This window comes from Neobacillus niacini (assembly GCF_000759675.1).
GTDB lineage: Bacteria > Bacillota > Bacilli > Bacillales > Cytobacillaceae > Neobacillus > Neobacillus niacini_A.
Map to the genome: position 1 here is coordinate 76,090 of NZ_BAWM01000046.1, position 24,480 is coordinate 100,569.

At 36.1% G+C, this 24,480-nt stretch carries 26 protein-coding genes and 1 pseudogene; 21 read left to right on the forward strand and 6 right to left on the reverse strand.

What is annotated here, in order from left to right:
• The first annotated feature begins 3 nt into the window (after positions 1-3).
• From TR08_RS18175 to TR08_RS18195, 4 genes are all read left to right on the forward strand, one after another.
• Positions 4-1,104, forward strand: coding sequence for a GerAB/ArcD/ProY family transporter (locus TR08_RS18175; RefSeq protein WP_081954546.1), 1,101 nt, complete (start codon positions 4-6; stop codon positions 1,102-1,104).
• A 208-nt stretch (positions 1,105-1,312) separates the two neighbouring features.
• Entirely contained in the window at positions 1,313-1,510 is a 198-nt protein-coding gene (locus tag TR08_RS18180; protein WP_045520582.1) for a hypothetical protein, read from the forward strand.
• A 251-nt stretch (positions 1,511-1,761) separates the two neighbouring features.
• Entirely contained in the window at positions 1,762-2,691 is a 930-nt protein-coding gene (locus TR08_RS18190; RefSeq protein ID WP_045520587.1) for a DMT family transporter, read from the forward strand.
• 109 nt (positions 2,692-2,800) lie between these two features.
• Positions 2,801-3,328, forward strand: coding sequence for a dihydrofolate reductase family protein (locus TR08_RS18195; protein WP_052427513.1), 528 nt, complete (start codon positions 2,801-2,803; stop codon positions 3,326-3,328).
• Positions 3,329-3,436: 108 nt separating this feature from the next.
• On the opposite strand, the gene TR08_RS18200 is transcribed toward TR08_RS18195, so the two are convergent.
• Positions 3,437-3,874, reverse strand: coding sequence for a hypothetical protein (locus TR08_RS18200; RefSeq protein ID WP_238579176.1), 438 nt, complete (start codon positions 3,872-3,874; stop codon positions 3,437-3,439).
• A 271-nt stretch (positions 3,875-4,145) separates the two neighbouring features.
• Between TR08_RS18200 and TR08_RS18205 the strand changes: the two genes are divergently transcribed.
• Positions 4,146-5,015: a 50S ribosomal protein L11 methyltransferase gene (locus TR08_RS18205; protein WP_045520593.1), complete on the forward strand. Its 870-nt coding sequence runs from the start codon at positions 4,146-4,148 to the stop codon at positions 5,013-5,015.
• Between the two features lie 115 nt (positions 5,016-5,130).
• Here TR08_RS18205 and TR08_RS18210 read toward each other — a convergent pair whose 3' ends face one another.
• Entirely contained in the window at positions 5,131-6,003 is an 873-nt protein-coding gene (locus tag TR08_RS18210) for a LysM peptidoglycan-binding domain-containing protein (protein WP_045520594.1), read from the reverse strand.
• A 172-nt stretch (positions 6,004-6,175) separates the two neighbouring features.
• On the opposite strand from TR08_RS18210, the gene TR08_RS18215 reads away from it, so the two are divergent.
• Positions 6,176-7,330, forward strand: coding sequence for an SEC-C metal-binding domain-containing protein (locus TR08_RS18215; protein ID WP_045520596.1), 1,155 nt, complete (start codon positions 6,176-6,178; stop codon positions 7,328-7,330).
• Positions 7,331-7,562: 232 nt separating this feature from the next.
• Here the strand turns inward: TR08_RS18215 and TR08_RS18220 are convergent, their stop codons facing one another.
• Positions 7,563-8,405 carry a hypothetical protein gene (locus tag TR08_RS18220; RefSeq protein ID WP_238579177.1) on the reverse strand — a complete coding sequence of 281 codons (843 nt, stop codon included), beginning with the start codon at positions 8,403-8,405 and terminating at the stop codon, positions 7,563-7,565.
• 421 nt (positions 8,406-8,826) lie between these two features.
• Here TR08_RS18220 and TR08_RS18225 point away from each other — a divergent pair, with 421 nt between their 5' ends.
• Both TR08_RS18225 and TR08_RS32065 read left to right on the forward strand, forming a co-directional pair.
• Entirely contained in the window at positions 8,827-9,402 is a 576-nt protein-coding gene (locus TR08_RS18225) for a hypothetical protein (RefSeq protein WP_045520598.1), read from the forward strand.
• A gap of 153 nt (positions 9,403-9,555) precedes the next feature.
• Positions 9,556-9,675, forward strand: a pseudogene (locus TR08_RS32065) (carboxymuconolactone decarboxylase family protein); the annotation flags it as partial.
• 174 nt (positions 9,676-9,849) lie between these two features.
• On the opposite strand, the gene TR08_RS18230 reads toward TR08_RS32065, so the two are convergent.
• Entirely contained in the window at positions 9,850-10,146 is a 297-nt protein-coding gene (locus TR08_RS18230; RefSeq protein ID WP_045520599.1) for a hypothetical protein, read from the reverse strand.
• Positions 10,147-10,645: 499 nt separating this feature from the next.
• Between TR08_RS18230 and TR08_RS33650 the strand changes: the two genes are divergently transcribed.
• The 13 genes from TR08_RS33650 to TR08_RS18280 all read left to right on the forward strand — a co-directional run bounded on the left by TR08_RS33650 (position 10,646) and on the right by TR08_RS18280 (position 23,079).
• On the forward strand, positions 10,646-10,768 hold the full coding sequence (locus TR08_RS33650; RefSeq protein WP_274521024.1) for a hypothetical protein: 123 nt from the start codon (positions 10,646-10,648) through the stop codon (positions 10,766-10,768).
• Positions 10,769-11,095: 327 nt separating this feature from the next.
• Positions 11,096-12,412, forward strand: a complete 1,317-nt coding sequence (locus TR08_RS18235) for an MDR family MFS transporter (protein ID WP_045520600.1) — start codon at positions 11,096-11,098, stop codon at positions 12,410-12,412.
• 330 nt (positions 12,413-12,742) lie between these two features.
• Entirely contained in the window at positions 12,743-13,042 is a 300-nt protein-coding gene (locus tag TR08_RS33995) for a hypothetical protein (RefSeq protein WP_370576350.1), read from the forward strand.
• Positions 13,027-13,218 (forward strand): hypothetical protein, encoded by a 192-nt coding sequence (locus TR08_RS34000; RefSeq protein WP_370576351.1) that lies wholly within the window; start codon positions 13,027-13,029, stop codon positions 13,216-13,218. Before TR08_RS33995 ends, TR08_RS34000 begins: the two co-directional genes overlap by 16 nt.
• Positions 13,219-13,401: 183 nt before the next feature.
• Positions 13,402-14,385 (forward strand): hypothetical protein, encoded by a 984-nt coding sequence (locus tag TR08_RS18245; RefSeq protein ID WP_045520601.1) that lies wholly within the window; start codon positions 13,402-13,404, stop codon positions 14,383-14,385.
• Between the two features lie 155 nt (positions 14,386-14,540).
• Positions 14,541-14,969 (forward strand): DUF7916 family protein, encoded by a 429-nt coding sequence (locus TR08_RS18250; RefSeq protein WP_193747784.1) that lies wholly within the window; start codon positions 14,541-14,543, stop codon positions 14,967-14,969.
• A gap of 107 nt (positions 14,970-15,076) precedes the next feature.
• Entirely contained in the window at positions 15,077-16,438 is a 1,362-nt protein-coding gene (locus TR08_RS18255; RefSeq protein ID WP_045520603.1) for a dipeptidase, read from the forward strand.
• 132 nt (positions 16,439-16,570) lie between these two features.
• The gene (locus tag TR08_RS31210; RefSeq protein WP_081954548.1) at positions 16,571-16,906 is read left to right on the forward strand and encodes a M20/M25/M40 family metallo-hydrolase; all 336 of its coding nucleotides are present in this window, start codon (positions 16,571-16,573) and stop codon (positions 16,904-16,906) included.
• A 72-nt stretch (positions 16,907-16,978) separates the two neighbouring features.
• The gene (locus TR08_RS18260) at positions 16,979-18,220 is read left to right on the forward strand and encodes an RNA-guided endonuclease TnpB family protein (RefSeq protein WP_052427514.1); all 1,242 of its coding nucleotides are present in this window, start codon (positions 16,979-16,981) and stop codon (positions 18,218-18,220) included.
• 636 nt (positions 18,221-18,856) lie between these two features.
• On the forward strand, positions 18,857-20,014 hold the full coding sequence (locus TR08_RS30375) for a plasmid pRiA4b ORF-3 family protein (RefSeq protein ID WP_052427515.1): 1,158 nt from the start codon (positions 18,857-18,859) through the stop codon (positions 20,012-20,014).
• Between the two features lie 187 nt (positions 20,015-20,201).
• A complete protein-coding gene (locus TR08_RS18270; protein ID WP_045520605.1) occupies positions 20,202-21,050 on the forward strand; it encodes a DUF1835 domain-containing protein in 849 nt (282 codons plus the stop codon).
• Positions 21,051-21,330: 280 nt separating this feature from the next.
• Positions 21,331-22,311, forward strand: a complete 981-nt coding sequence (locus tag TR08_RS18275) for a macro domain-containing protein (RefSeq protein ID WP_045520606.1) — start codon at positions 21,331-21,333, stop codon at positions 22,309-22,311.
• 84 nt (positions 22,312-22,395) lie between these two features.
• Positions 22,396-23,079, forward strand: a complete 684-nt coding sequence (locus TR08_RS18280) for a vWA domain-containing protein (RefSeq protein WP_045520607.1) — start codon at positions 22,396-22,398, stop codon at positions 23,077-23,079.
• A 41-nt stretch (positions 23,080-23,120) separates the two neighbouring features.
• Here TR08_RS18280 and TR08_RS18285 read toward each other — a convergent pair whose 3' ends face one another.
• Together TR08_RS18285 and TR08_RS18290 are read right to left on the reverse strand one after the other, a co-directional pair.
• On the reverse strand, positions 23,121-23,537 hold the full coding sequence (locus TR08_RS18285) for an SRPBCC family protein (RefSeq protein WP_045520608.1): 417 nt from the start codon (positions 23,535-23,537) through the stop codon (positions 23,121-23,123).
• Positions 23,538-23,902: 365 nt separating this feature from the next.
• Positions 23,903-24,172 (reverse strand): hypothetical protein, encoded by a 270-nt coding sequence (locus tag TR08_RS18290; protein WP_238579178.1) that lies wholly within the window; start codon positions 24,170-24,172, stop codon positions 23,903-23,905.
• Between the last annotated feature and the right edge of the window lie 308 nt (positions 24,173-24,480).

Here is a 24,480-nt window from a genome sequence, read left to right on the forward strand (position 1 = left end):
AACATGATTGAAAAAGGTAGAATTTCATGTCTAGAGCTTGCCCTCATTATGTATGCAACAGTTGCCACAACAGCCATTCTTTATATTCCATATGTCACAGCACAGCATGCAAAGCGTGATTTGTGGCTGTCTCCTATATGGGGTTCTTTGAGCGGCTTTCTTATTGTCGTAATAATTGTAATACTCTCTAGGTTTTTTCCAGGGAAAACACTAATCGAATATTGTGAACTTATACTTGGTCGGACCATTGGAAAGATTATCGCGTTCCTTTACCTATTTTTTCTTTTACATGATACAGCCATTGCATTTAGAGAGTACGGTGAGTTTGTCGAAAGTGCTTTTTTGCATAAAACACCTATGCTTTTCGTGACCGGAAGTATAGCTATATCTTGCGCCATTGCTGTCCATGGGGGCATTCAAACGATTGGACGATGCGCTTTGCTTTTTTTGCCGATTGTTTTAGCTTCCTATGTACTGATATATATCTTTCTTATTCCTGATTTGAATGTGAAAAATATGCTACCGGTTATGGCAGATGGAGTAATGCCCTCCATTAAAGGGTCACTGGCACCACACGCCTGGTTAAGTCAATTTTCATTGATGTCGTTTCTGCTGCCGTTTTTAACGAATCAACAAAAGGTGATGAAATGGGGAATGTTTTCAGTCATGGCGAGTGTTTTGACGATGGTCCTTATTAACCTTGGAAATCTTTTTTTATTTGGGGATATTATTATCAATCTACAATTCCCGGTGTTTGAGGCTGCAAGATTTGTTAGTATCGGTTCTTTTTTTGAACATATTGAGTCCATCATCATCGCTGTGTGGGTTCTTGGCGGCTTCATTCAGCTGTCCGCCTTTTTTTATATGCTCGTTCTTGGTACTTCACAATGGCTGAAATTGCCAAGCTATAAACCATTTGTTTTACCAATTGGTTTTTTAATTATTCTATTTTCAGCCTGGACAATCCCTTCATTTGAGGACATGATTCGAGGAATGGGTACAACTGTGCCTTTTTATTTCTTAACAGTTCAGCTGCTCATTCCCATTTTACTCCTATGTGTTGCGGTCATACGTTGGAAGAAACCGAAATCATTCTTGCAGTAAGTTTTATGCAAGGGGAGATGAGGAAAATATACCTTTACCTATTTATAGCTTAATATTCACTTTGGTTAGGTGTTGATGGTGGTTCTCCCCAATTTTCATCGAATCAACACGGCTTTATTTAACATATCTTGTAAAAGTAAGTATTTTACAATATAATAAAATTAAGATTATTTGAATTTTGAAATAAATTAGTGTAGGAGGTTATTTTATGTCAATCATCGCTTACATTTTTTGGGGAATTTTATTAGCATTTGTACTGTTTGGTGTAATCTTCGATAAAGTATTTCAAAATAGAGCGAAATTTATAGATCAAGAACATATCAGATCCACTAATCAACAATTAAACGAAAATGCTTCTTTGAACAATAAGAGTACAAATGAAATAGGTGCAACTTTTATTCCTTGATTAAATATTGTTCCATTCAAGATAGAGATAGTATTATTGAAGCTTTAATTGAAGGTGATACAAATTTCTGTATCACCTTTTTAGGTGATAAAATTTAAAGAATATATTTTGAACGGTTCTTTTCGTACTCAATTTGGGCATATGAATGGAATTGGAAGTGATGACGAGTTCCTAGGGACGGTTCTCATGGCTCCAACTTTAGATAACAAGGAGACCAAAAGAACCGTCCCATTGGTCTGGAAGGAGATAACATGGCGTCAAAAAGTTATTATTATTTAGGCTTGATTTTTGTATCCATTGTTTGGGGAATCAATTTTGGGATTTCGCGGTGGGCAATGGAAGTCTTTCCCGCAGAGGTGTTTGTATTTCTTAGATTTGGACTAGCATTGCCTGTATTATTCCTTATGTTAAAGTGGAAAGAAGGCAGTGTAAAAGTGGAGAAACAGGATTTGCTAAAACTAGCCTTTATTGGTTTAATAGGCATCACTGCGTTAGAAATCATGGTTATGTACTCGATCAAGTATACAACACTTGCTAATGCTTCATTATTAAATGTTGCTCCATGGCCAATTTTTGCTGCTCTTTTTGCACCGTTATTTATTCGTGAAAAAATAACGGCTAGAGTAGCAACGGGAGGATTAATCGCTTTAGTAGGGGTAACAATGATCATCCTTGGCGGAAAGGATGGTTTTGATCTCGGTTCTGAGTATATGATAGGAAACTACATTGCTCTATCCATTAGTTTAATCGGTGCCATATTTAATTTGGCCACCATGCCGCTGATGGAAAAATACTCTCCACTTCGCGTTACCACCTGGTTTATTTTTTTCGGTTCACTATTTTTATTTCCAATTACAGTAGATAAATGGAGCACGATCCAGTGGGACAATCTATCAATCGTCACATGGGGAGCCGTTGCCTACAATGTCCTGATGTGCACTGTCATTGCCATTGTTATTTGGAATATATCGATGAAACAAGTTGGTGCAGCAAAAGCGAATTTCTTCCGTTATTTCGTTCCAGCTTCAGCCACAGTGGCCGGGGCATTGTTCTTTAATGAACCTATTTGGGCAGCTCAGATAGTTGGTGGAGTCGTCATTGTTCTTGGATTAGTTTGGATTGGAACGGAGAGAAAACAGCAAATTCCACCGTTGATCAAAATCTCTAACTCTAATAGATAGCTAAATGAATAGTTTGATCAAAAAAGTACATTTTCCAATGGTGAGATGTTTTGCCGTAATGTATTGGTATACTAACTATATCATCTGAATCAAAGGAATGGAGATTTATATGAAAAAACAGCGTAACATTATTTTATACATTGGTACTTCAATTGATGGCTATATTGCAAATGATGATGGTACATTAGAATGGTTAGAATCAACAGAAGTAGAAGGAGATTCTGGCTACCATTCACTTCTAGAAAGAATTGATACTGTTGTGATGGGAAAAGGAACGTATGATGTCGTTCGTGGATTTGATATGGACTACCTTTATAGGGATTATAAAAATTATGTATTTTCTAAATCTGTTAGTGGATCAGATGAATACGCTTCATTTATTGATGAAGATGTCAAAACTTTCATTAAAAAAATAAAACAAGAGCCTGGTAAAGATATATGGTTAATTGGTGGAGGAAATTTAGCTCGGGAATTTTTCAAAGATAATTTAATTGATGAATTCCAACTAGCCATTGCACCTATTGTTATAGGGAAAGGAATCTCCCTATATAATGGAGACGTTATTACTGTAAAATATACATTAACGAAAGTAGAAAAATTAGGTCAACTTGCTATGCTTCATTATATAAAAAAATAATTTTCATCAACTTTCCCTTTTTTAGGAGGGGAAGTTTTTTTCTTTAACACTACATTTTTTACTGAAAACCGTAAATAGATATTTATATATATTGATTCCTTAGTGCAATTAGGAGGAATGCCGATAGCTGTAATTAAAGGCGAAACCTTGCAAAGTGAAATTAGGAGGATAAACCAAAGGTTGTGGAAAACTATTAAAGCTATAAAGGTTGCTAGACTGTGAACCATTTTTCCGTTCGGTTTCATAGATGGTGAGGATTCCTAAATCCTTAGCTTTGATGATCATCCGTTTAAAAGTGGAGCGGGAGATTCCATTACCATGATACTCTTCATTAATCGCCTTTAGCAGCGTTCCAATTTTTGCATTACAAACCCCAGGGACCTTTGCAGAAAAACGAACCAGACGTTTTAATCCGACGAGCTCGCCCTTCGAGAACTCATGCTTCTTCACAGCTAACCACATCTCTATATGCGTATTAAACTCCTTCACACTCTTAAACTGAGAATATCCTTCAAACCCTTCAATTCTGCCAGATTTCAAATTCATAAAAATGTACCACCCTTTCTACCCTCTATATAGGAAACCAGGGGTCAAAAGGACATGGAGATTTGCAATAAGTTGTTACAGTATTGTGAACTGTTATTGAGTCCTAGAAATACCCCTTTGATGAAAAACGGGAAGAGTGCAGTAAGTGGGGATCAACTTTTTATCATTTAGGTCGTTTTCATTTCAGTTCAACTGGCGATAATGATAAAAAGTATGATCAATGTTGGCTCTACCTCAAGATGGATGAGGCCAACAGCTAGGAGAAGAAATGATGTATGAAATTACCGTAAGACTCCCAATAAAAAAGATCGAGAGAATCATACCCCATTTATACCAGAAAGGTTATTACCAAGCCTTTTATGAAGTACCTTTAGATGTAGTGACAGATGCCAACGGCTATGCCTTTGTTGAGAAGAGGAATGAAACAACAGAACTTAATATCTATATAAACGATTATATCGAAGCAAAGGAACGAGGTCAGTTATTAGAATTATTAGCCATTGATGAGTCCAGTCTTTTGGTTAAGGAAGTAAATGAGCTGAATTACCAGCAAACGTTTGATGATATTTTCCTTGAGAATGGCTGGGTCATCACGACACCGGATAGAAGATATCATTACGACAAAGAAAGGCGGATTGTACTAGACTCCCAAGGGAATTTTGGGACAGGCTATCATGAAACCACAAGAGATTGTTTGCACTTTATATTAAATCATGATTTTACAGGATTTTGTGTTGCTGACATTGGAGCAGGGTCAGGGGTGTTAAGTGTTGCTGCCGCCCTCAGGGGAGCAGACTCTATCGATACATTTGACATTCAACCGGTTGAGCGGGAAATTCTGTATCAATGTCAATTAAATGATGTGAAACCGGTGAATGTGTTTCAAAGTGACTTAATACAGAATGAAAATCAAATCAACAAAGAATATGATTGGATCTTTCTTAATATCGGAACGCAGGAAAATATTGATATTCTTAAGGCCCAAGGACTTTTAGATTGCCATGGCACTACATTTATATTGTCAGGAATGCTTGAATGGAATGCTCAGCGAGTAGTGAATGTATTTAAAAAGGCTGGATTCTTGTTGGAGGAAAGGAAACAAAGTAACGAATGGGTGACATGTCTTTTCAAGGCAAAATAAATAGAAATGGACTCAGTTCGCTTAACTGAATCCATTAATAATCTTTGATTGTATTAAGTTGAAGGATCCAGATTCAGGGAGGGGGGGATGAACGACGCAATTCGGATTATTTATATTAATTTGTTTTTCGTAAATCTAAATATTGAACAGTCTTTCCATCTCGATCAATCTGAACGATTAATTGGTTTTTATTAAATCGATAAATGATTTGTTCACATGTGCCACTTTCATAGCAGCTGACTATTTTAACTTCATTTGGGTTTCCATAAGCATTGAGAATTTTATTTTTCTCAGTTGGAATGGAAGTTGTTTTCAAAAATTCTGGGTACACTTGCAACTGTTCAATGGAATTATTGGCTGGATTGATTGTTACACGAACTCCGGCACCTTCATTTTTATAATAAAGAGACCTGGTATTCTTGTCATCCTCTGTTTTAAGTGGTTGCCCGAATTTTTGAACTAGCTGATTGTAAGATGCCCCTACTGTGATTCCATTAATATGAAGAGGCTTCTCAGTTAAAAAGAAAGCATCTTTTATCCCGTTATTCTTTAACTTCTTGACCATTTTCTCCGCTTTGGATTTACTCGAAAAGGCTCCAGCCTGAACACGATAATACGTTTTACCATTTATCACTTTTTTAACGACAATTGCTTCAATCCCATTCTTTTTCAATAAAGCGACTCGCTTTTCTGCATTACTTTTCTTGCTAAAAGAACCAGCGAGAGCAACATACATTGGTTTGGTTTGTTCAAAATCTGGAATCATTAACTTTTGACCAGCAATAATCTTATTGCTTTTTAATTGGTTGTATTCCTTTAAATCTTCAATGGAAATATTGTATTTCTTTGAGATGCTATATAATGTATCACCTCTCTTTATAGTAATATATTGATCCTCGGCAAATGCCTTCCCATTACCGAAATAAAATACCGACCCCATCAACACTGTACAGAGAACAACTTGCATGAAACGTTTAAATTTTTTCATGTTATCTTATCACCTCATGTATTTTGACGAAGTAAATACCGTTTCGATTCTAATAAATAAGCCCAATTTTTGTTTTAAAACAAAAAAGGGCGGATTCTTCTCGTTTTTTACTTTGTGTGGACAATAAAGTACAATAATGGTACTCATAAATGGAAGAATGAGAGGATACCTAATGACATTTTTAGAAAAAATTAAACCACACTTGATTAGCGATGATATTTTAATCCAAGAGGTAGTTCTGCATGCTCTGCATGATTATCCGAATGTCCCAGAAGAATGGACCAATGAATTATTAAAAGAAGCATTTAGAAATAAAGACAAACAAGCTTCGATCTTGATCTATGTTGAAAATCAAACCTTCAATGAAGAGGCTGTTAAGATATTAATTGAAAATATTCCATCAATGGAACCGTCCGAACGCCATTTAGCGGTGAAATTGGTCCACCGCATCGAACCGGAACTTGCTCTTAAATATAAGGAACAGCTTCAAGAATATATACCCAAGGGTACATGGTCCTTATATGAGTTATTGTTACATGGTACGGAAGAAGAAGTGTACTCGGAATATGGTCAAATCTTAAATGACCTTGAGCGGGCTGGTTCAGAGCAGCATGATTTCTACATAAAAGCAAAAAAATTGGCAGCCTGTTTGGTGAAAAAGGGCTGGGTTACAGAAATAGAAATAGACCAAGTACTAGAAGATGAGGTAAAGGAAAACTGGTTTTCAGTTAATGGAATCTTGACGGTCTATATGATTGGATTGTTAAAATTAGAAAGATATATTCCTTTATTGGTTAGCTTATTGGATCGTGATGAGGACAGTTTGTTAGAAGAACTGTCCGTAACGTTAACCAGTTTCCAATCGGATGAGGTGGTAAAGGAAGTAGCACCCTATCTTAGAAAAGATAATTCCATTATTTATGCCGCTTCCATCGTTGAAAACATTAAATCAGACTTTGCGGTCAAGGTTCTAAGAGAAGCCTATCGTTCTGCAAAAGAACTGGATCATCAAGATATTCTAATCGAAGCACTTTGTCACCAGCTTTCTGAGGAAGCTCTTCCTGAAATTAACGAACATATGAAGCTAGATTATTCTTCTGGCCTTGTTGATATTGAACAGACCGTCTATAGCTATTTTTCGATTTTGGGGTTAAAACATCGTGAACTAGCTGATTGGAGACAAGTAGCACTGGAAAGAGAACTGGACTTTAGACAAAAGGGGCATGATCTCCCACTTGCTCCAGTCCGAAACGAAAATAAAGTCGGCCGAAATGATCCATGCCTTTGTGGAAGCGGCAAAAAATATAAAAAATGCTGCGGGAAATAAAATTTTTTATTCCATATTAAATTGGGTTGGTTATACGAGAATAAAGACAATTAGGGCCTCCTCAGGAGGTCTTTTTTTAACCATTAGGAGTAAGGTTAAAAACCATTACAAGGTAAATAATGTTTTTCAGCTTTATTTAAGCGGACGGGGGAAAGGTTTTTACCTATACCACGTCTATCTTTAAACCAGATAATAATCTGTTGTTTTTTCCAATATAAAAGTGCAGCCCAAATTATGATTCAGTGTGTAGCCAATCATAGGACATGACATCGCCTGTTTTGAGTACATAGCGAATCGGCTTACTTTCACTAACTTTAGTTAATTGATTGAGAATGAGTTCTTTTAATTTGTTGGTTACAATTCCGTAAAAGAAGGCAATTGGTTTTAATACGGATTTAGTAGATTTCAGTTTACGAATCAGCTGCTTAAAGGACTGAATCGCGATACTAAGAATGTCATCTGAATTTTGATCATATTCAAATCGAAAAGCAGCGATTTGGGCCAAATGCCAGTATTCTTCAATCGTTTTAGCATCAGAAAAGAAGTATTTTACGGTTTGAACAAAGTTTTGAGGAACTTTATCACTAACAAAAGTGTGATCGAGTTCAATACGGTTTTCGTTACGTTTATTATTCTTTTGAATATTTGTTTTAAAAAGATTATTAGTTTCTTTAGGCTGGTCCAATTTTTTCGCTTTAGGTGGTTCACTTTGTGGGAAACGATTAAAGCTATAAAGGTTGCTAGACTGTGAACCATTTTTCCGTTCTGTTTCATAGATGGTGAGGATTCCTAAATCCTTAGTTTTGATGATCATCCGTTTAAAAGTAGAGCGGGAGATTCCATTACCATGATACTCTTCATTAATCGCCTTTAGCATAGTTCCAATTTTTGCATTACAAACCCCAGGGACCTTCGCAGAAAAACGAACCAGACGTTTAAATCCGACGAGCTCGCCCTTAGAGAACTCATGCTTCTTCACCGCTAACCACATCTCTATATGCGTATTAAACTCCTTCACACTCTTAAACTGAGAATACACTTCAAACCCTTCAATTCTGCCAGATTTCAAATTCATAAAAATGCACCACCCTTTCTACCCTCTATATAGGAAATTAGGGGGTAAAAGGACATGGTGATTTGCAAGTAGTTGTTACAGTATTGTGAACGGTTAAACAATAGTAGATGACCATGGGGACGGTTCTTATCGACAAAATTATTAATGCTATAATGGGACTTTTTAATTAAAAACCGTGAAAGATGAGGATTTTTGAAAGAATAAGGAGGATTTTTAATATTCAAAAAGGAATATATTATATACAATTCCGATTCAATGGCTCATAGAAATTATTTCTTCAGATTGCAAGAAAAACTGCGCTGTATTAAGAATGATTAGGTCACCTGGATGTTTTTTTCATAATGTAAATAGCTGCAGATAGAAAAAAGATCAAGCCATTTTATTCATCCATTCTATCAACGTACGAAAGAAGGTATATGATATGATTGAAAATTTCTTTGCTGACTATAAAAACTATATAGTTGTACCGGAAGATGAAAAGCAAGTTGTTAATGAAGTAATTGACCCCAAAAATTATGCTGCCTATTATATACTAACACTGTCGATTTTTGATTCCCGTTTAACGACATGGAAAGATGCCAGTAAATTTGAAATAGATATTGAAAAAAGTATCAAAACGGTCCTGAGGGATTTCAATCAAATGCACCGTGAGAAGTACCATCTACAATTACTAGAATTAGATAAGTTTAAAAACTATTTTATCTTGGCCCTTTCTTCGAAAACAAAATTTAATGCAGGGGAAGAAAAGGAGCGCATTGATAATATCATTGATAAAATACTGACTAATCCATTTTATGTTGGGCAAAACTGGTTCAACCTAATTGGTGATAAAGGAAGAGTTGCCCGTAAACTGTTTTGCTGCTCCTTTAAGGAATATGTAGTGGAGGAACTAAATCATTCAAAAAAGGAAGGGAAATATGAAAACATCAGTGAAATAATCCCTAAAAATGGAGAAATTAAGCTGATCAAAAGTCCATTGAAAAGGGATATTCGCTAAATGCATAGTTTAACTGGTAAAGTTGCCTTAGCGGGTCAGCTGAAATTAGAGGGTGGACTAATAAGGGGTTGTAGCATTTTTTCTAAAGTAGAAAAGGATATAAAATGACAACTTTATTATTTATAGCGAAAAGGAAGGAGCCAACGGGATTTATTGGCACAACGAATTGATTATTACAATGTGGCGCCAGAAGCACTTAAAATAATGATGGAAATGGAGAAATATACGAAAACTACAGGTATAGACCGTAAACTTCGTGAACTTATCAAAATTAGTTTTTTTAAACGACCTTGGTGCAGATAATAGTAAAAGAGAAAGAACTCTTTATTGAGTTCTTCCTCTAGACATTTCTCCCTTTAGCCACCCTACAACAGTTCTTCAACATCTGTGGTTAACGGAAAATTTTCATTCCCTAGTTAAATTGATTGGAATCCTTATGAAAAATAGCTACTTATTTATAGAGTTAGTATTATTGCTCACATCATGATTATTGGAAGCTATATTATTATCTGCATCAGCTGTCTCCACCATCTGGTTACCAATAAGACCGCCCGTGACACCGCCTATAACAGTACCAAATAGTCCAAATGGAGCACCTATCATAGCACCCGCAACGGCATCAGTTAAAGTTCCTGCTGTTTCACCAGTGTCACTGGTATCCTGATTAGCATCACTACCAGCTAGGTTGTTACCACTTTCTTCTACATTTCCATCAAAGTTATTGTGTTCGTTACTGTGTTTCATCTATTCACTTCCTCATTGATTGATAGGAAATATGCTAAATATGAACGTACATCATCCTAAACATATACTACCCAGTTGAAATAGTTTTACTCACTATATTTAGGAAGCACGCTTTATCCTCATTAGAGAACGGTAAATGAAAGAGCAGCCTTTTTTACTTGAGAGGGAAATATCAATATTTTACATGTTAATACTCTTGGGGCTATGTGAATATCACTTTTATTGATAACTGTCTTTTTCCACGGAACAGTTGAATTGTAAAGGGGCTGCAAGATCAACGCTACACGTTTAACCGCCTTTCCTGCCTGTTTTGCTATTTATTTGATTAAGGTCAAGTAGATTAACAGCGCAATGTGGTAAACTGCTTACTATTGTAAAGACTTACTCAAAGGTCTTTATTTTCTAAAGGAATTTCTTTACATGCTTGTAAATAATAAATTATAATTTGAATGGATAATTAAGATAATTTAAAAATTTCAGGAATAGGAGGTGTAAGGAAATGCTTAATGGTTTACGTTTTATGGTTAATTGGTTAGTAGAAGTTCGTTCCATCACATATGTATTTATGTCTAACGGGAGCAGTGTACACTTTTTTAATTATAAAGCGATGGATCAACCATAAGTTTTCCTTACCCAGTCTTTATTTAAATTAAAAGCCGTGGGCAGGTTTAACTTGCTCACGGCTTTTTTGCACTGGTAAAAGCATAATCTTTCTTTCTAGCAAATGGCTTAGACAATGGCTGGCAATCGCCGATTATTTCTTAAAAGATAAGAAGTTATCTATAAACTGCAGACCAGCCCCAAGGAATCACATCCACGCTGAACAAAAAAATCGTATTTTACTCGCGGGTGGTTGTAGTTGCCTGGTGAGACTGTCGGGCTTGTGCTTTTCTAATGCGTTGAAAAAAGACTGACAAAATTGATGTCAAAGAGAAATGAGGAAAAAGAAATGAAAATGAGTTTACAGTCTTATCGAAACATGGATCGTAATATTTGGATTCGTTTTATCGGCGAATCGATTAATGGTATTGCGATGATGATGTTAATGCCCTTTTTCGCCTTATATATGAGTGATAAGGTGGATCATTTTTGGCAAGTTGGTGTTGTTATGGCGATGGGGCCAATTGCCGGAGTGCTTGGTTCTTTAATAGGTGGAAAGCTTGCGGATCAATATGGAAGGAAGCCTATTATGATTGTTTCAATGGTTGGAAATGGACTGGTTATGCTTGGTTTTATTTTTTTCGATGGCTTCTATCCTTTCTTATTGATATCGAGTTTTTTTGGTTTGTTTAATTCCCTTTTTCATCCTGCGGCATCTGCCATGGTCGCTGATGTGACGGATGAAGAGGGAAGAACGGAAGCATTTGGATTGCTTCGAATGGGACACAATATTGGAGCAGCAATCGGTCCATTGCTTGGAGCATCCATTGTGTTTTTATCAAAATCAGTTATTTTTATCATTGCTGCTTCATCCGTTTTTATTTATTCTCTTTTTTTAGCGCTCTTGCTTTCAGAAACACTTCCGAAAAATGAACGGAAAAAGGATACGAAAGATCTTGATAAAGAAGAGAAACTGCCATCCATTTTTACGGTGCTCGTCAAAGATAAAATTTTATTTTTCTATATTATCACAGGAATTGTTATTTCAATGGGATTCTCACAAACGGAAGGGATGCTTCCACTGCATTTTGATCAACAAATGCCGTCACTTTCCGATGCCCAAAATCCATATCCTTATTTAATGGCTTTTAACGGAGCTCTGGTCGTTTTCTTCCAATTTGCAATATCGAGATGGGCAAGTAAGCGCAAACTTGGAAAGGTCATGCTATATGGTTCCGTTTTATTTGGTTTTGGGCTGCTTGCAGTAGGATGGCTGCCAATATTTTTTACAAAGTTCCAGTTTTCCTATTGGAGTATCCTTTTATTCCTTATCATTATCTATGGAATATACACACTAGGGGAAATGCTCTTATCCCCGGTACAAATGACATTTGTAGCGAATATTGCACCTGAACATTTACGTGGTACTTATATGGGGGCAGCAAGTCTTCAGTGGATTCTTGGTAGTGCAGTTGGTCCCATTTTTGCAGGTTTTTTGCTTGATGTTCATCTTGGTCAGGTTCTTTTTACGGTTCTAGGAATAGGTAGTATCGTTGCAGGTATTATTTATTTATCACTTGATAAATGGGTATCCGAAGCAAAGGAAAAGAATCAGACCCTTCATGTTAAAAAGGAAGTTACAGCAAGTAGAACGAAATTAACATAGCATTATAAAGATGGTACAGAGAGAAAAGCACCACCAGCGATCGAGTTCTCAAACTATACGAGATAGTTTAAGAATTTGATAGCGAGAGAGGGAAGTTTACCGTCTTTTGGATTATGCAATTGTTTTTGAATTGGGATTTAATGGCACCATTTAGAGGAATCGCATAGGCGGTTCCTTTTTGTATAGCAATGAATGTGACAGTATAGTTTTATATAAAAATCTGTAGTATTATGGAAAAAAATAGTAGGAGAAACATGGCAGGTTCTTATAGAATAACCTTATTAATCCCTTAACTAAATAAGATTTTTGATATAGGGGATGAATAGCACAATGCAGATTCGTGAAATGGAAGAAAGAAACAATCAAACAATGGAGCAAATTATTAAACACTCACTGGAATCATTTAACTTAGACATTCTAGGAACAGCTTATTTTAATCCCCAACTAAGCAATATAGCACAATTTTTCAAAGAACAATTAAATGCAAAGTATTGGGTTGCCGTGAATGAGCTAGATGAAGTGGTAGGTGGTGTGGGTATTGCACCATTTGGTCAGACGACGGGGGGTGTGAGTTGCAAAGGCTGTATATTTGACCCGAATCTCAAGGTATGGGCTTGTCAAAGGAACTGATGAAAGTAGCACTCGACTTTGCAAAGGAACATTATACATACTGTTACCTAGAAACAATGGAGAAACTCCAAACAGCTAATCTCCTTTACAGTAAATTAGGTTTACAACAACTTGATAAACCAATAGAAGGGTCAGAACATAATGTTATGGATGTTTGGTATACAAAAGAATTATGATAAAGGTAATAATTTCTATTGATGCTAATTACTAAAAAATTGGTAAACTCGATTGCTAATTAGTAGACTCAGCAATAATATTCATCAACATAGCTTTTCAATGCAAATAAAAATGAAGAAGGTAGTAGATGAAGCAATACCAGATTATGATAAAATATTTTCAGAATCAAGGAATCGAAAAACTTGAAGAACTTTCAAAATATTGTTTCGCTTTTTCCGATGATTTATACTATTGATAGGATTATAGGAAAATATAGGGAAGGTGAATCTAAAATGGTAGATATGTTTCAAATTGAAGGGCACTTTGCAAACTTCATTAACCAAATTATTAAAAATAATTTCGAAAATGGTAAAGCAGGGCAAGTAAACAAGCCAGATGTTATAGAAGACTTAAAAGAAGTCTATACATTTGCATATCAATATGGAGACTCTTATACAAATGGAGAAAAAGTCAATTTTTCTGAGATTGGAAGCCAAAAAAGAGAAATGTTGAGTATCGTACATGATTCATATGGCGAAGAAGTCCATCAAGTTGCCGTTTCTGCTTTTAATGAAGCATTTCAAAGAGCATGTAATCATGGTCAAGATGTAAAAAAGGAAGAACCAATTAGAAACGTTACTTATTATGTTTATAGCTATGAACCGAAGTGGTATTCAATGTTGGATTGGCAAAACAAACCTATCGAATGTTTTAAAGATTGGTCAAACATGAAATTTTCTAATGTTTTAAAAGAAACAAATAAAAAATGGGTACTCGAAAAAATAGCAAATGAAATTCCAGACAAAGATAAATTTATTGAATTTGTGCAAAATATATCTTGGAACCGTCGGTTTGTACAATATTGTTATGGAGCATTCATCCAAGCTTTATATATATATAGATTACCTTCTTTTTATAGATACAGTAGCATGGATACAGTTAAGGCAGAAAAAGAATATAAAAAAATAATTGCAGAACTCGAAAAAGAATTGAACTCATTTGGTCTTGACAAAAAAGTAATTGAGTTTCATTTAGAATTTATTTTTCAGTGTGCAAATAAAGCAGAATTAATTTCTAGAGAAGAAGAATGTTCTGTTTTAGAAATGATTGTTAATAAAACAAACAGTTATAATGATAATGGATTATTAAATTTAGAAATGTTTATCAGTGCTAATGAGCAAGGCTAAGTTAACTTAGTATTCCTTATCATTCAATAAACAAAAAGACCAATTCGGTCTGTTTTATTTCTTCAATTAGACTACGAAAAAGCTTGATTTATGTTAATACGCTTGTCCAGTGAGCCATTTAATGTTATTTTGAAACTGGAGTAGCACTAATAATAGTGCCAGGCCCCATCCGAATTTTTGGTTGTTACCTGTCACTTTTTTCTCATAATGCCGGAACGGCAGGAAGCGTATTTGATTTACATGCATTTTCTCGCTTTGCAGAAGTAGGGGCAGATGTCATTCTTTTCCCCGCTCCAGGAACAGTCCCTGGTGTTCGGGAGGAAACTCTTGCTCATGCAATAGAAAACGTTAAAAATAAAGGGGCATTAACCCTTGCTGCAATTGGCACCAGTCAAGAAGGCGCAGATGAAGAAACAATCCGTGCAATCGCTTTGAGCTCTAAAAGAGCAGGAGTTTATATTTTTCATATTGGGGATGCTGGGTATTCTGGTATGGCACTACCTGAAAATATTCAAACCCTTTCGATTACGGTGAGAGGTAAAAGACATACATATATAAGAATGGCCGCTTCTGCCTTAAGATAATATCGAGCAATTATCGCTTTCTATACCTTTTTTCAGAGCTAGTTTTCTATTGTTTGCTTAATTTTTGTGTAAAATAGAATTGAAAATAAAAAAGAATAGGTGAGAACATGAGTCAATTATCTGAATTTGTATCCAAGCATCACCATCAAAATGTTGAGGAATTAAAAGAATTACTGCGTATTCCAAGCATAAGTTCCTTATCTGAGCATAAAGAGGACATGCAAAAAGCAGCTTCCTGGATTGCCAATAAGTTAAAAAACATTGGTATGGAACACGTTGAAATCGTACAAACAAAAGGTCATCCGATTATTTATGCAGACTGGCTTCATCAGGAAAATACGCCGACTGTATTAGTATACGGTCATTATGACGTACAGCCCGTTGACCCAATTGACTTATGGGAAACGCCTCCGTTTGAACCAGACATCCGGGATGAAAAAATCTTTGCCAGAGGGGCAACAGACGACAAAGGGCAAACATTCTTACATATCAAAGCTGTCGAATCACTACTGAAAGTAGAAAATAAATTACCGGTAAACCTAAAATTTTGCATCGAAGGAGAAGAAGAGATCGGAAGTCCTCATCTTCCACAGTTTTTATCCGAAAATAAAGAAAAACTATCCTGCGATGTGGTGGTCATATCCGATTCTGATATGTGGGATCGAGGAGTTCCTGCAATTACATATTCGTTAAGAGGTCTGTGTGCTCTTGAGGTTTCCCTTAAAACGGCGAATACGGATTTGCATTCAGGCATGTTCGGCGGGGGAGTTCAGAACGCTAACCATTTATTAGTGAAGCTGCTTTCTACTCTTCATGATGAAAACGGAAAGGTAAATGTGGATCAGTTCTTTGATGATGTGTTAGATTTGACCGAATTTGAAAAGGAACAAATTAAAGCACTGGGCTTTGATGAAGAAAAGCTAAAAAAGACATTAGGCTTGACGGAATTAACGGGTGGAGAAAATAATTATCCATATCCTGAGAAAATTAGTTCTCGACCAACATTAGAATTAAACGGCATATGGGGCGGATTTCAGGGGGAAGGTACTAAAACCGTCATTCCGAACCAGGCACATGCCAAAATCACCTGCCGTCTAGTCAATAATCAAAATCCAGAAAAAATCCAGGGCTTAATCAAAAAGCATTTAGAAGAACATGCACCAAAAGGATGTACGATAAAAGTAACACTTCAGGATACGGGCAATCCATTCTTAACCCCAATCGATCATCCGATGATTCAAAAAGCGGCTGAAGCCTATGAACAGGTATATGGAAAGGCACCGGTTTATAAAAGAGAAGGGGGATCGATTCCGATTGTATCGGATTTCAACCATACCCTAAATTCTCCTGTTGTCTTAATGGGATTCGGGTTGCCGGATGAAAATCTCCATGCTCCGAATGAACATTTTAACTTGGAAAACTTTGATAAAGGTATTTTGACGATCTGTTTCTTTTTAGAATTAATCTGAAGGGATATGTAAAGGAGGGACGCATAGCATCCCTCCTTTAATTTGTAGATAAAAGTTCCAGGTACCTTCCAAATTGCTTCAATATTTGCTGTTCACAAATTGATCCGAGTGGGTGGCATATAAAGCTAAGTAATAAAACTACCAAAAGGATGCACAGTAAAAGTAACACTTCAAGATACAGGTAATCCATTCTTAACTCCAGTCGATCATCCAATCATTCAAAAAGCAACTGATGTCTATGAACAGGTTTATGGGAGAGCACCTGTTTATAGAAGAGAAGGGGGTTCCATTCCGATTGTATCGGATTTCAACCAAGTCCTTAAATCTCCTGTTATCTTAATGGGATTCGAATTGCCAGATGAAAATCTCCATGCTCCGAATAAACATTTTAATTCAGAAACCTTTGATAACCCCCACCGGCACACTCGTGGCTTCAGTCGTGAGTTTGGACGATTTTTTATAATTTAAATTCAGATAGCAAGACAAACTAATGTTCTATTTGGTAAAATAATACTATATCGGATTTAGGAGGTGTTCATAATGGCAAAAAGAAAAACTACTGTACAAAAAAATAAAGAATTAGCTCAAGACGGCTTAAAATTGCGCCATTATGGGCTTCGACTTCGTTTGGTTCCAACCGATATACAAAAAAGCAAGATTCATAGTTTTTGCGGCTCTTCTCGTTTCACTTACAATTTTTATTTAGGTGAACGGATGGAGGTTTATAAAAATACAGGTGAGACACTTAACTCTGGGGAATTTAAGAAGTCATTTAATGTTTTCAAAGAACACCCAATGTTCAATTGGTTGAAAGAAGCGGATAAATTTGCGTTAGAGACCGCTATTGAAGCCGTGGATGAAGCTTATGACCGATTTTTCAAAGGTCAAAACAAATTCCCTAAGTTTAAATCCAAACGAAAATCAGAACAAAAATACACAACTAAATTTACCAATAACAATATCGAATTAGATGTTAAGCGACAAATGGTTAAGGTGCCAAAACTAGGTTGGGTGAAAGTTAGATTTTCTAAGGAACATCGCAAGATCTTCCAGGATAAAGGATTTAATGCGAAAATTAAATCAGCCACAGTAAAATACCATAGTAGCGGTCAATACTATGTTTCTTTAAAGTACGAAGAAATAATCAAACTTGAAAATGAAATCAATTGGTCATTGGTTTCTCTTGACCAAATAATTGGACTAGATTTGGGTTTGACTTTTTTTTACATCGATTCAAATGGAAATAAAGTGGAAAATCTAAAGTTCCTTAAAAACTGTTTAAAAAAATTAGCTAAATTACAACGTCAGTTAAAAAACAAAGAAATCGGTTCATCTAATTACAAAAAATCACAAAAGAAAATAAGCAAATTACATCTTCATATAGCCAATATGCGTAAAGACTTTTTACATAAAGAATCTCGTAAACTCGTCAACGAAAACCAAGTTATCGTGTTGGAAGATTTAAATGTAAAAGGCATGATTAAAAATAAAAAGTTATCACGTAGTATTGCAGATGTAAGTTGGGGTATATTTAAAACTTTTGTTTCATACAAATCTGAATGGAATAATAAAAAAGTGGTCATAATCGACCGTTTCTATCCTTCTTCAAAAGAATGTAACGGATGTCATGAGAAGAACACTTTGTTATCTCTTTCAGACAGGGAATGGGTCTGTCCAAAGTGTAGTACAGTTCATGACCGTGACATAAACGCAGCTAAGAATATTAAAGAAGAGGGTATTCGTATTTTAAAAAAACTATATCCAAGTTTATATGTAGCCTAATTTTAATTTGAAATAGATTTTTACCGCAGGAACTGCGGGGTGTGCCTGACAGTATCCAAGATACTGTTTACACAGCAACATCGTGTAATGGAGAGAGTGTAAGACGCTCTATATCAGAGTGCAGTTCTCGATGAAGCAGGAATCACGTGACTTTAGTCATGAGAGGTTCAAAAAGGGATCTTAACGATCTATTCGTTTTTAGAACTCACCTGAATAGGTAGGTAAAGGAAGGGATCCTTTAGCATCCCTCCTTTTTTAATGCGATGCCATTAAAATGTTGTCATTAAAGAAACATATGACATTCAACTGGTGGAGCAGGAAATTCCGAATCAATAATAAATTAAATAACGATGCGAAGGAAGAACAGCAGTACCTGATCAATTTTACTTGTAGTATCTAAACACCAAGAAGAACAAGATATTTTTGAAAAAGAAATAGGTCAAGATGCATTAGATGTAATCAAGCGGATATATGATAAGACTTTTAAAGATTTGGTGGATAGATGAGAAATATTTATCTACTGAAATTGCTACTGTGATCAATAAAAGGATGATTGAGACATATAGTCAAGGTGAGATAAATCGTTAATACATGAGGGTAGTAATATTTATGAAAGAACTTTAGAGGGTGAGAAATATGTTAATCCAGTGTACGAAATCCTTGCTTGATCAGCTTGGAATAAAGAATAGTGAACTGAATCCTCCAGAAGGACATGAGCAGTTCCCTAATAGCTTCATGGCATGGCATGCTAATTTTGTCACGATTGATAGGAAAAAAGCGATTGTTTTGATGAATAATGAAACAAGGTATTCGATCGTTATCTACAGACCAAGTAAAAAGGATTTTTCCAAAATAAATGAATTAATTCGTGAGGCAATCATTACGGCTTTACGAATGGAAGGTGTCCGTAAAGAGGTCATAGAAGCATATATGGAAAAAGCAGGTGAAATTACATTTTCGAAAACGGCAAGTAGAAGCATGGTAGCAAAGATGAATAATGCGGTGCGTGAAATTGAGTTCATGCAAGAATATTTAGATGAAAAGATAAGAATTCAACGATATATTAACATTATAACCGCTAGATTTATCCAATTGTCTGGAAACGATCCTGGGTTTTATCCAATTGAAAAAATGCTCAAATGCCTCAGCATTATTTTTGGTCTGGAAGATCATGAAGTTGTGGAAGATGTGCTTGAAATCGACCTGTATCAACTGAAAATAAAAATCAATCTAGAGGGTCATGAAATTTGGCGAAGGGTTTTAGTGCCTTACACTTATTCCTTTAGACATCTACACAATATTATTCAAACCGTTTTTGATTGGCATAACGCTCATTTACATGAATTTGTTGTAGAAAGTGCGGAAAGGAAGGACCTCAAAATTGTGATGGATGACGACCCTGAGACGATGGAATATTTGGATTTTGATACATTTGAGATTCGTCAGGAGCGATTTGTTGCCCTTGAAGAAATTTTTCCAACCTATGGTAAAGTCATATATGAATACGATTTTGGAGATTCCTGGGAACATACGATAACATTGGAAAAAGTCGTAAAATCAAATGAGTTTCGTGCAACATTTATTGAAGGAATCGGAGAGAGACCTCCTGAAGATGTGGGAGGAGAAGGGGGCTATGATGAATATCTGCGAATTATAGCAGATGCAAACCACCCAGAACATGAGGACATGAATACATGGGCTGATAATCAAAAGGAAAGAAACATAAGCCAGGAAAAGATTAATCATAGACTTAAACAAGTAATCAAAGGCTATCGTTATTCGTATTTTTTGTGAATTGATTGAACAAGTTCTTGTTCGGATGAGCCTTAGAATAAAAGTCTATACCCAATGATGTTAAACTAACATATATTGCAGAAATTAAACAGTATCCCAATTGTATCGTGGCAAAAGAGCAGAAGTTGGAAGTACTTTATCAGTATCTGAATGGGGTTATTAAATAAATTTAAAGGATTGTATAAATATGATTCATGTTTTATTCGGGGCATCCGCTGCAGGAAGTTTTAAATTCACGTTAAAGGAAATGGGTCTTGATAAAAAGGAAAAGGTTATCTCTTTCTGGGACATGTTCTCTATTGGGCCAATTTGGCAACTACATGAGGATATTGGAGTAAAATCCAGATTCGAGTGGATGAAAGGGTGTATAGGTGACGAATTTGTAGAATACCTCGATTATACACAGAGGTTCGAAAAGACAATCCAACAACTTAAATCCATTCCACAAGAATCTCATATCTTTATCTGGTCTTCTGAAAGTGCTCATGAACAGACAGGATTGCGATATATCATCTATCTTTTGAAAGGGAATAAGATGGACTTTACCGTTATCAATACGACTAAAGCATATGAAGAGCTTCTAAGAGTGAAAAAGCTGAAATATACACCACTTCATACAGGAGAAATTCCTCCGGAGAAGCTACAGATTATATATGAACAGGACTATGGAAAGTTCCTATCAGATCATGATAAAGAGGACTTAGAAAAAGAATGGCTCACCATATCAGAAAGTCAGGAAACATTAAGGATTTGGAGAAATGGAAGAATACATGGTGTTTCGGAAGACTATTATGACGAATTTATTATAAAGAAAGCAAAAAAGCTACATAGTAAACAAAAGTCAACAGAATTCATGAAATCTGCAAGATTAATTGGTGAAGTGATAGGGCATTTGGACGAATATGTGGGGGATACTTTTATTGAATATCGGCTTAAAAAGTTAATTGAAGCAGGTGTCTTTGAAGTTGAAGGCAACCTTGAAGCCATGCGTTTTTATAGTGTTCGATATTCGAAAACTAATAGTACGAACCAATAGAGAAAATGATCAACGGAGAAGTAGGATAACGTTTAGCAGAATTGTTATTTAAAAATTTGTATAGCATCACGTTTTAAATGTGCCAGGTAACATCCAAAAACTGGATGGTGCCTGGGAATTTTATTTATTGACCATTCCATGCTTGAGGTTATCTTTGACATGGAGCTTTTACCATGCAAAAATGGTGGAATGAAAAAATACTCCTCTCTTTCACAATATTCATTCATTGGTTATCATGAAGGAAAAAGGTTCTTAGTTTATAAGGGAAGGGGTATTTACCATGCCACTCGAAATTGTCCGTCATGATATAACGAAAATGAACGTAGACGCGATTGTCAATGCTGCGAATCCACAGTTGAAAATGGGTGGGGGAGTGTGTGGGGCCATTTTCAAAGCGGCAGGCAGTCAGAAACTCCAACAAGCATGTGAACAGATCGGTCAATGCCCTGTTGGTCAAGCTGTAATCACGGAAGGATTTCAACTTCCTGCCAAGTATATTCTCCATACACCGGGTCCGATTTGGGAGGGTGGTTCTTACCAGGAAGCGGAGCTACTAAAGAATTCGTACAAGAATTCTTTAGAGCTGGCTAAACGGTATCAGTGTGAATCGATTGCTTTTCCACTCATTTCGACTGGCATATATGGCTATCCAAAGGAAGAGGCTTTGCAGATTGCGGTATCAACGATTAGCCAATTCCTGATGGGGTCAGACATGCAGGTCTATCTAGTTGTGTTTGATAAAAAATCATTTGGTGTAAGTCAAAAGCTGTTTGCGTCCATTAATGAATATATTGATGAACATTATGTTGAGGAAACAGAAATCCTCTTTAACCGTAGATTTGGAGAAATCGAGGATCTGAAGATTTTTAATGAAGCTGAACCTATAATGAATCAATCATTAATAGACGTGATCAATGATTTAGATGAGTCATTTTCCGTAAGATTATTAAGATTCATTGATGAAAAGGGAATGACCGATGTAGAGACATACAAACGTGCCAATATCGACAGACGTTTATTTTCAAAGATTCGAAATGAAGTAGGGTATACACCGAAAAAGAAAACCGTGCTCGCCTTTGCGATTGCTTTGAAGCTTGACGTGGAGGAAACAAATGAATTGCTGTCAGCTGCTGGCTACACCTTATCACGTAGCAGCAAATTTGATGTCATTATTGAATACTTCATTAAGGAACGAAGCTACAACATCCACGAAATTAACGAAGTTTTGTTTAGCTTTGATCAGCCGTTGATGGGGGCATGAAAATGTCGCTTGCCAAGAGACCAAATCATTTCCCTTGCTTGTTATCCTAAGGATGTAAATAATATAAGCGGAGGAAAATGAGCGATGAAAAAAGATTTAACGGAATTAGTGTTTATTTTGGATAAGAGTGGTTCGATGGCAGGCCTTGAAGCAGATACAATCGGCGGGTACAATTCAATTTTAAAGAAACAGCAGAATGGTAAAGGGGAAGTCAATGTCACGACGGTGTTGTTTGATAACAACATTAAATTATTACATGATCGAATCAATATCAAAGGAATTTCACCGATAACCGAAAGAGATTATGAAGTGGGAGGGACCACGGCATTATTGGATGCAATAGGCGTGGCGATTCAAAAAATTGTGAACGTGCAAAGAAAAACAAAAGAAGAAGAGCAAGCTGAAAAAGTGCTCTTTGTGATAACAACGGACGGAATGGAAAATGCAAGCAGAGAATTCACTGCACGTAAAATCAAAACCATGATTCAATATCAAAAAGAGAAATATGGCTGGGAATTCATGTTTCTAGGGGCGAATATCGATGCAGTTTCCACAGCTGCTCAATTTGGGATAGACGAGGATTATGCCGTGAATTATCATGCTGACAAGCTAGGCACTCAATTAAACTACGAAGTATTAAACGAGGCAGTCATGAACTTTCGAAATGAAAAGAAAATCGATCGAAGCTGGAAACAGGGGATTGAAAAGGATTATAAGAGCAGAGGTAATCATAGGAATCAACGGGCAGGGTCTCGTGGATCCAATTAATAGAAGTCAAGGGGTACGGTGAGAACCGTCCCCCTTGGCCTCTAAATAGTCGTCTGTTCTGCGTATTTTTTGAAATTGTCTAGAATGGCCTGCCAGCCTTGTTGTTGAAACTCTACTGGATTCTCTGATTCAGCATCAAAAATTTCAATTACTTCGGTTACGTTCTCATTGCCATTAAATGTAATTTCTACTTTTCTGCCATCTTCCATGGTATAAGCAATAACCTCATGTAATTGCACCTCATCATAAATTCCACCAAAATCAAAACCAAAGCTACCATCCTTGGCTTCCATTCTGGAAAGGAACTTTCCACCAGCCCTTAGATCATTCTCTGCAAATGGCGTATGCCAGTCTTCGGAGGGAGTGTTCCATTTTGTAATATGAGCGGGCTCCGTCCAACATTTCCAAACATGCTCAACTGGTGCTTGAACCTTTGTTTCAACTGTTAATTTTGTCATTTTTTCTAACCTCACTTAATTAGGAATATTAACATAGTGAGTTTCTACTACGGTGACTATGTAAATTATAGATGATTCTGAATACTAATGCTACTTTTATAAAAAATCAGCTTAATGGTAAAGGTACATGTAGTGATCATTATGGATAATCCTATGCTGGTTAATACTAGAATTTACATAAAGGGCAGTATTTTTTTGAAACGTTCATGGTGATATAATATCAAAAGAAAAAGAACCCATTATGAGCTCTTCCTCCAGACATTTCACCCGGTAGCCACCCGTACGGAGTTCTTCAACATTTGAGGTTAACGGAAAAATTATTACATTTAATTGTTAAATGGATTTGAACCTTTATGAAAAAATGGCTACTTATCACGATATTTGGAAGCTGTATTGTTATCTTCTTCAGCCCCCTCCACCATCTGGTTGCCAATAACACCGCCTGAAACACCGCCTATTACAGTACCGATTAGTCCAAATGGAGAACCTATCATAGCACCCGCAACGGCATCAGTAATAGTTCCTGCTGCTTCACTAAAGTTGCTGGTACCTTGATTATCATTACTAACAGCTTGATTAATGCCACTTTCTGCTACATTCCCATCAAAGTTATTGCGTTCGTTACTCTGAGTCATCTATTCACTTCCTTGTTTATTTATGGGGGATTAGCTAATTAGGAAAGCACATCACCCAAACATATACTACCCACCTGAAGTAGTTTTACTCATCATATGTTTAGTGGGAGATTTCTAAATTCAATTACTAGGTTGTACCAATAAAAAAGGGTGCTTTTTTGTTTATAAGCAAACGTCGATAAAGTTTTAATTGTAAAACCAAAACATAAATACAGGAATTCTACTTTTATATATTGAATTTACTAAGCGTTGTAAATCCGCATTTCCTGACGCTACCCCTATATGGGGATAAATCTTTCATCATGTTT

Coding starts and splice junctions, on each gene's coding strand:
- TR08_RS18175 (WP_081954546.1), top strand. CDS start 4: ATGATTGAAAAAGGTAGAATTTCATGTCTAGAGCTTGCCCTCATTATG.
- TR08_RS18180 (WP_045520582.1), top strand. CDS start 1,313: ATGTCAATCATCGCTTACATTTTTTGGGGAATTTTATTAGCATTTGTA.
- TR08_RS18190 (WP_045520587.1), top strand. CDS start 1,762: ATGGCGTCAAAAAGTTATTATTATTTAGGCTTGATTTTTGTATCCATT.
- TR08_RS18195 (WP_052427513.1), top strand. CDS start 2,801: ATGAAAAAACAGCGTAACATTATTTTATACATTGGTACTTCAATTGAT.
- TR08_RS18200 (WP_238579176.1), bottom strand. CDS start 3,874: ATGAATTTGAAATCTGGCAGAATTGAAGGGTTTGAAGGATATTCTCAG.
- TR08_RS18205 (WP_045520593.1), top strand. CDS start 4,146: ATGTATGAAATTACCGTAAGACTCCCAATAAAAAAGATCGAGAGAATC.
- TR08_RS18210 (WP_045520594.1), bottom strand. CDS start 6,003: ATGAAAAAATTTAAACGTTTCATGCAAGTTGTTCTCTGTACAGTGTTG.
- TR08_RS18215 (WP_045520596.1), top strand. CDS start 6,176: ATGACATTTTTAGAAAAAATTAAACCACACTTGATTAGCGATGATATT.
- TR08_RS18220 (WP_238579177.1), bottom strand. CDS start 8,405: ATGAATTTGAAATCTGGCAGAATTGAAGGGTTTGAAGTGTATTCTCAG.
- TR08_RS18225 (WP_045520598.1), top strand. CDS start 8,827: ATGATTGAAAATTTCTTTGCTGACTATAAAAACTATATAGTTGTACCG.
- TR08_RS18230 (WP_045520599.1), bottom strand. CDS start 10,146: ATGAAACACAGTAACGAACACAATAACTTTGATGGAAATGTAGAAGAA.
- TR08_RS33650 (WP_274521024.1), top strand. CDS start 10,646: ATGCTTAATGGTTTACGTTTTATGGTTAATTGGTTAGTAGAAGTTCGT.
- TR08_RS18235 (WP_045520600.1), top strand. CDS start 11,096: ATGAAAATGAGTTTACAGTCTTATCGAAACATGGATCGTAATATTTGG.
- TR08_RS33995 (WP_370576350.1), top strand. CDS start 12,743: ATGCAGATTCGTGAAATGGAAGAAAGAAACAATCAAACAATGGAGCAA.
- TR08_RS18255 (WP_045520603.1), top strand. CDS start 15,077: ATGAGTCAATTATCTGAATTTGTATCCAAGCATCACCATCAAAATGTT.
- TR08_RS18260 (WP_052427514.1), top strand. CDS start 16,979: ATGGCAAAAAGAAAAACTACTGTACAAAAAAATAAAGAATTAGCTCAA.
- TR08_RS30375 (WP_052427515.1), top strand. CDS start 18,857: ATGTTAATCCAGTGTACGAAATCCTTGCTTGATCAGCTTGGAATAAAG.
- TR08_RS18270 (WP_045520605.1), top strand. CDS start 20,202: ATGATTCATGTTTTATTCGGGGCATCCGCTGCAGGAAGTTTTAAATTC.
- TR08_RS18275 (WP_045520606.1), top strand. CDS start 21,331: ATGCCACTCGAAATTGTCCGTCATGATATAACGAAAATGAACGTAGAC.
- TR08_RS18280 (WP_045520607.1), top strand. CDS start 22,396: ATGAAAAAAGATTTAACGGAATTAGTGTTTATTTTGGATAAGAGTGGT.
- TR08_RS18285 (WP_045520608.1), bottom strand. CDS start 23,537: ATGACAAAATTAACAGTTGAAACAAAGGTTCAAGCACCAGTTGAGCAT.
- TR08_RS18290 (WP_238579178.1), bottom strand. CDS start 24,172: ATGACTCAGAGTAACGAACGCAATAACTTTGATGGGAATGTAGCAGAA.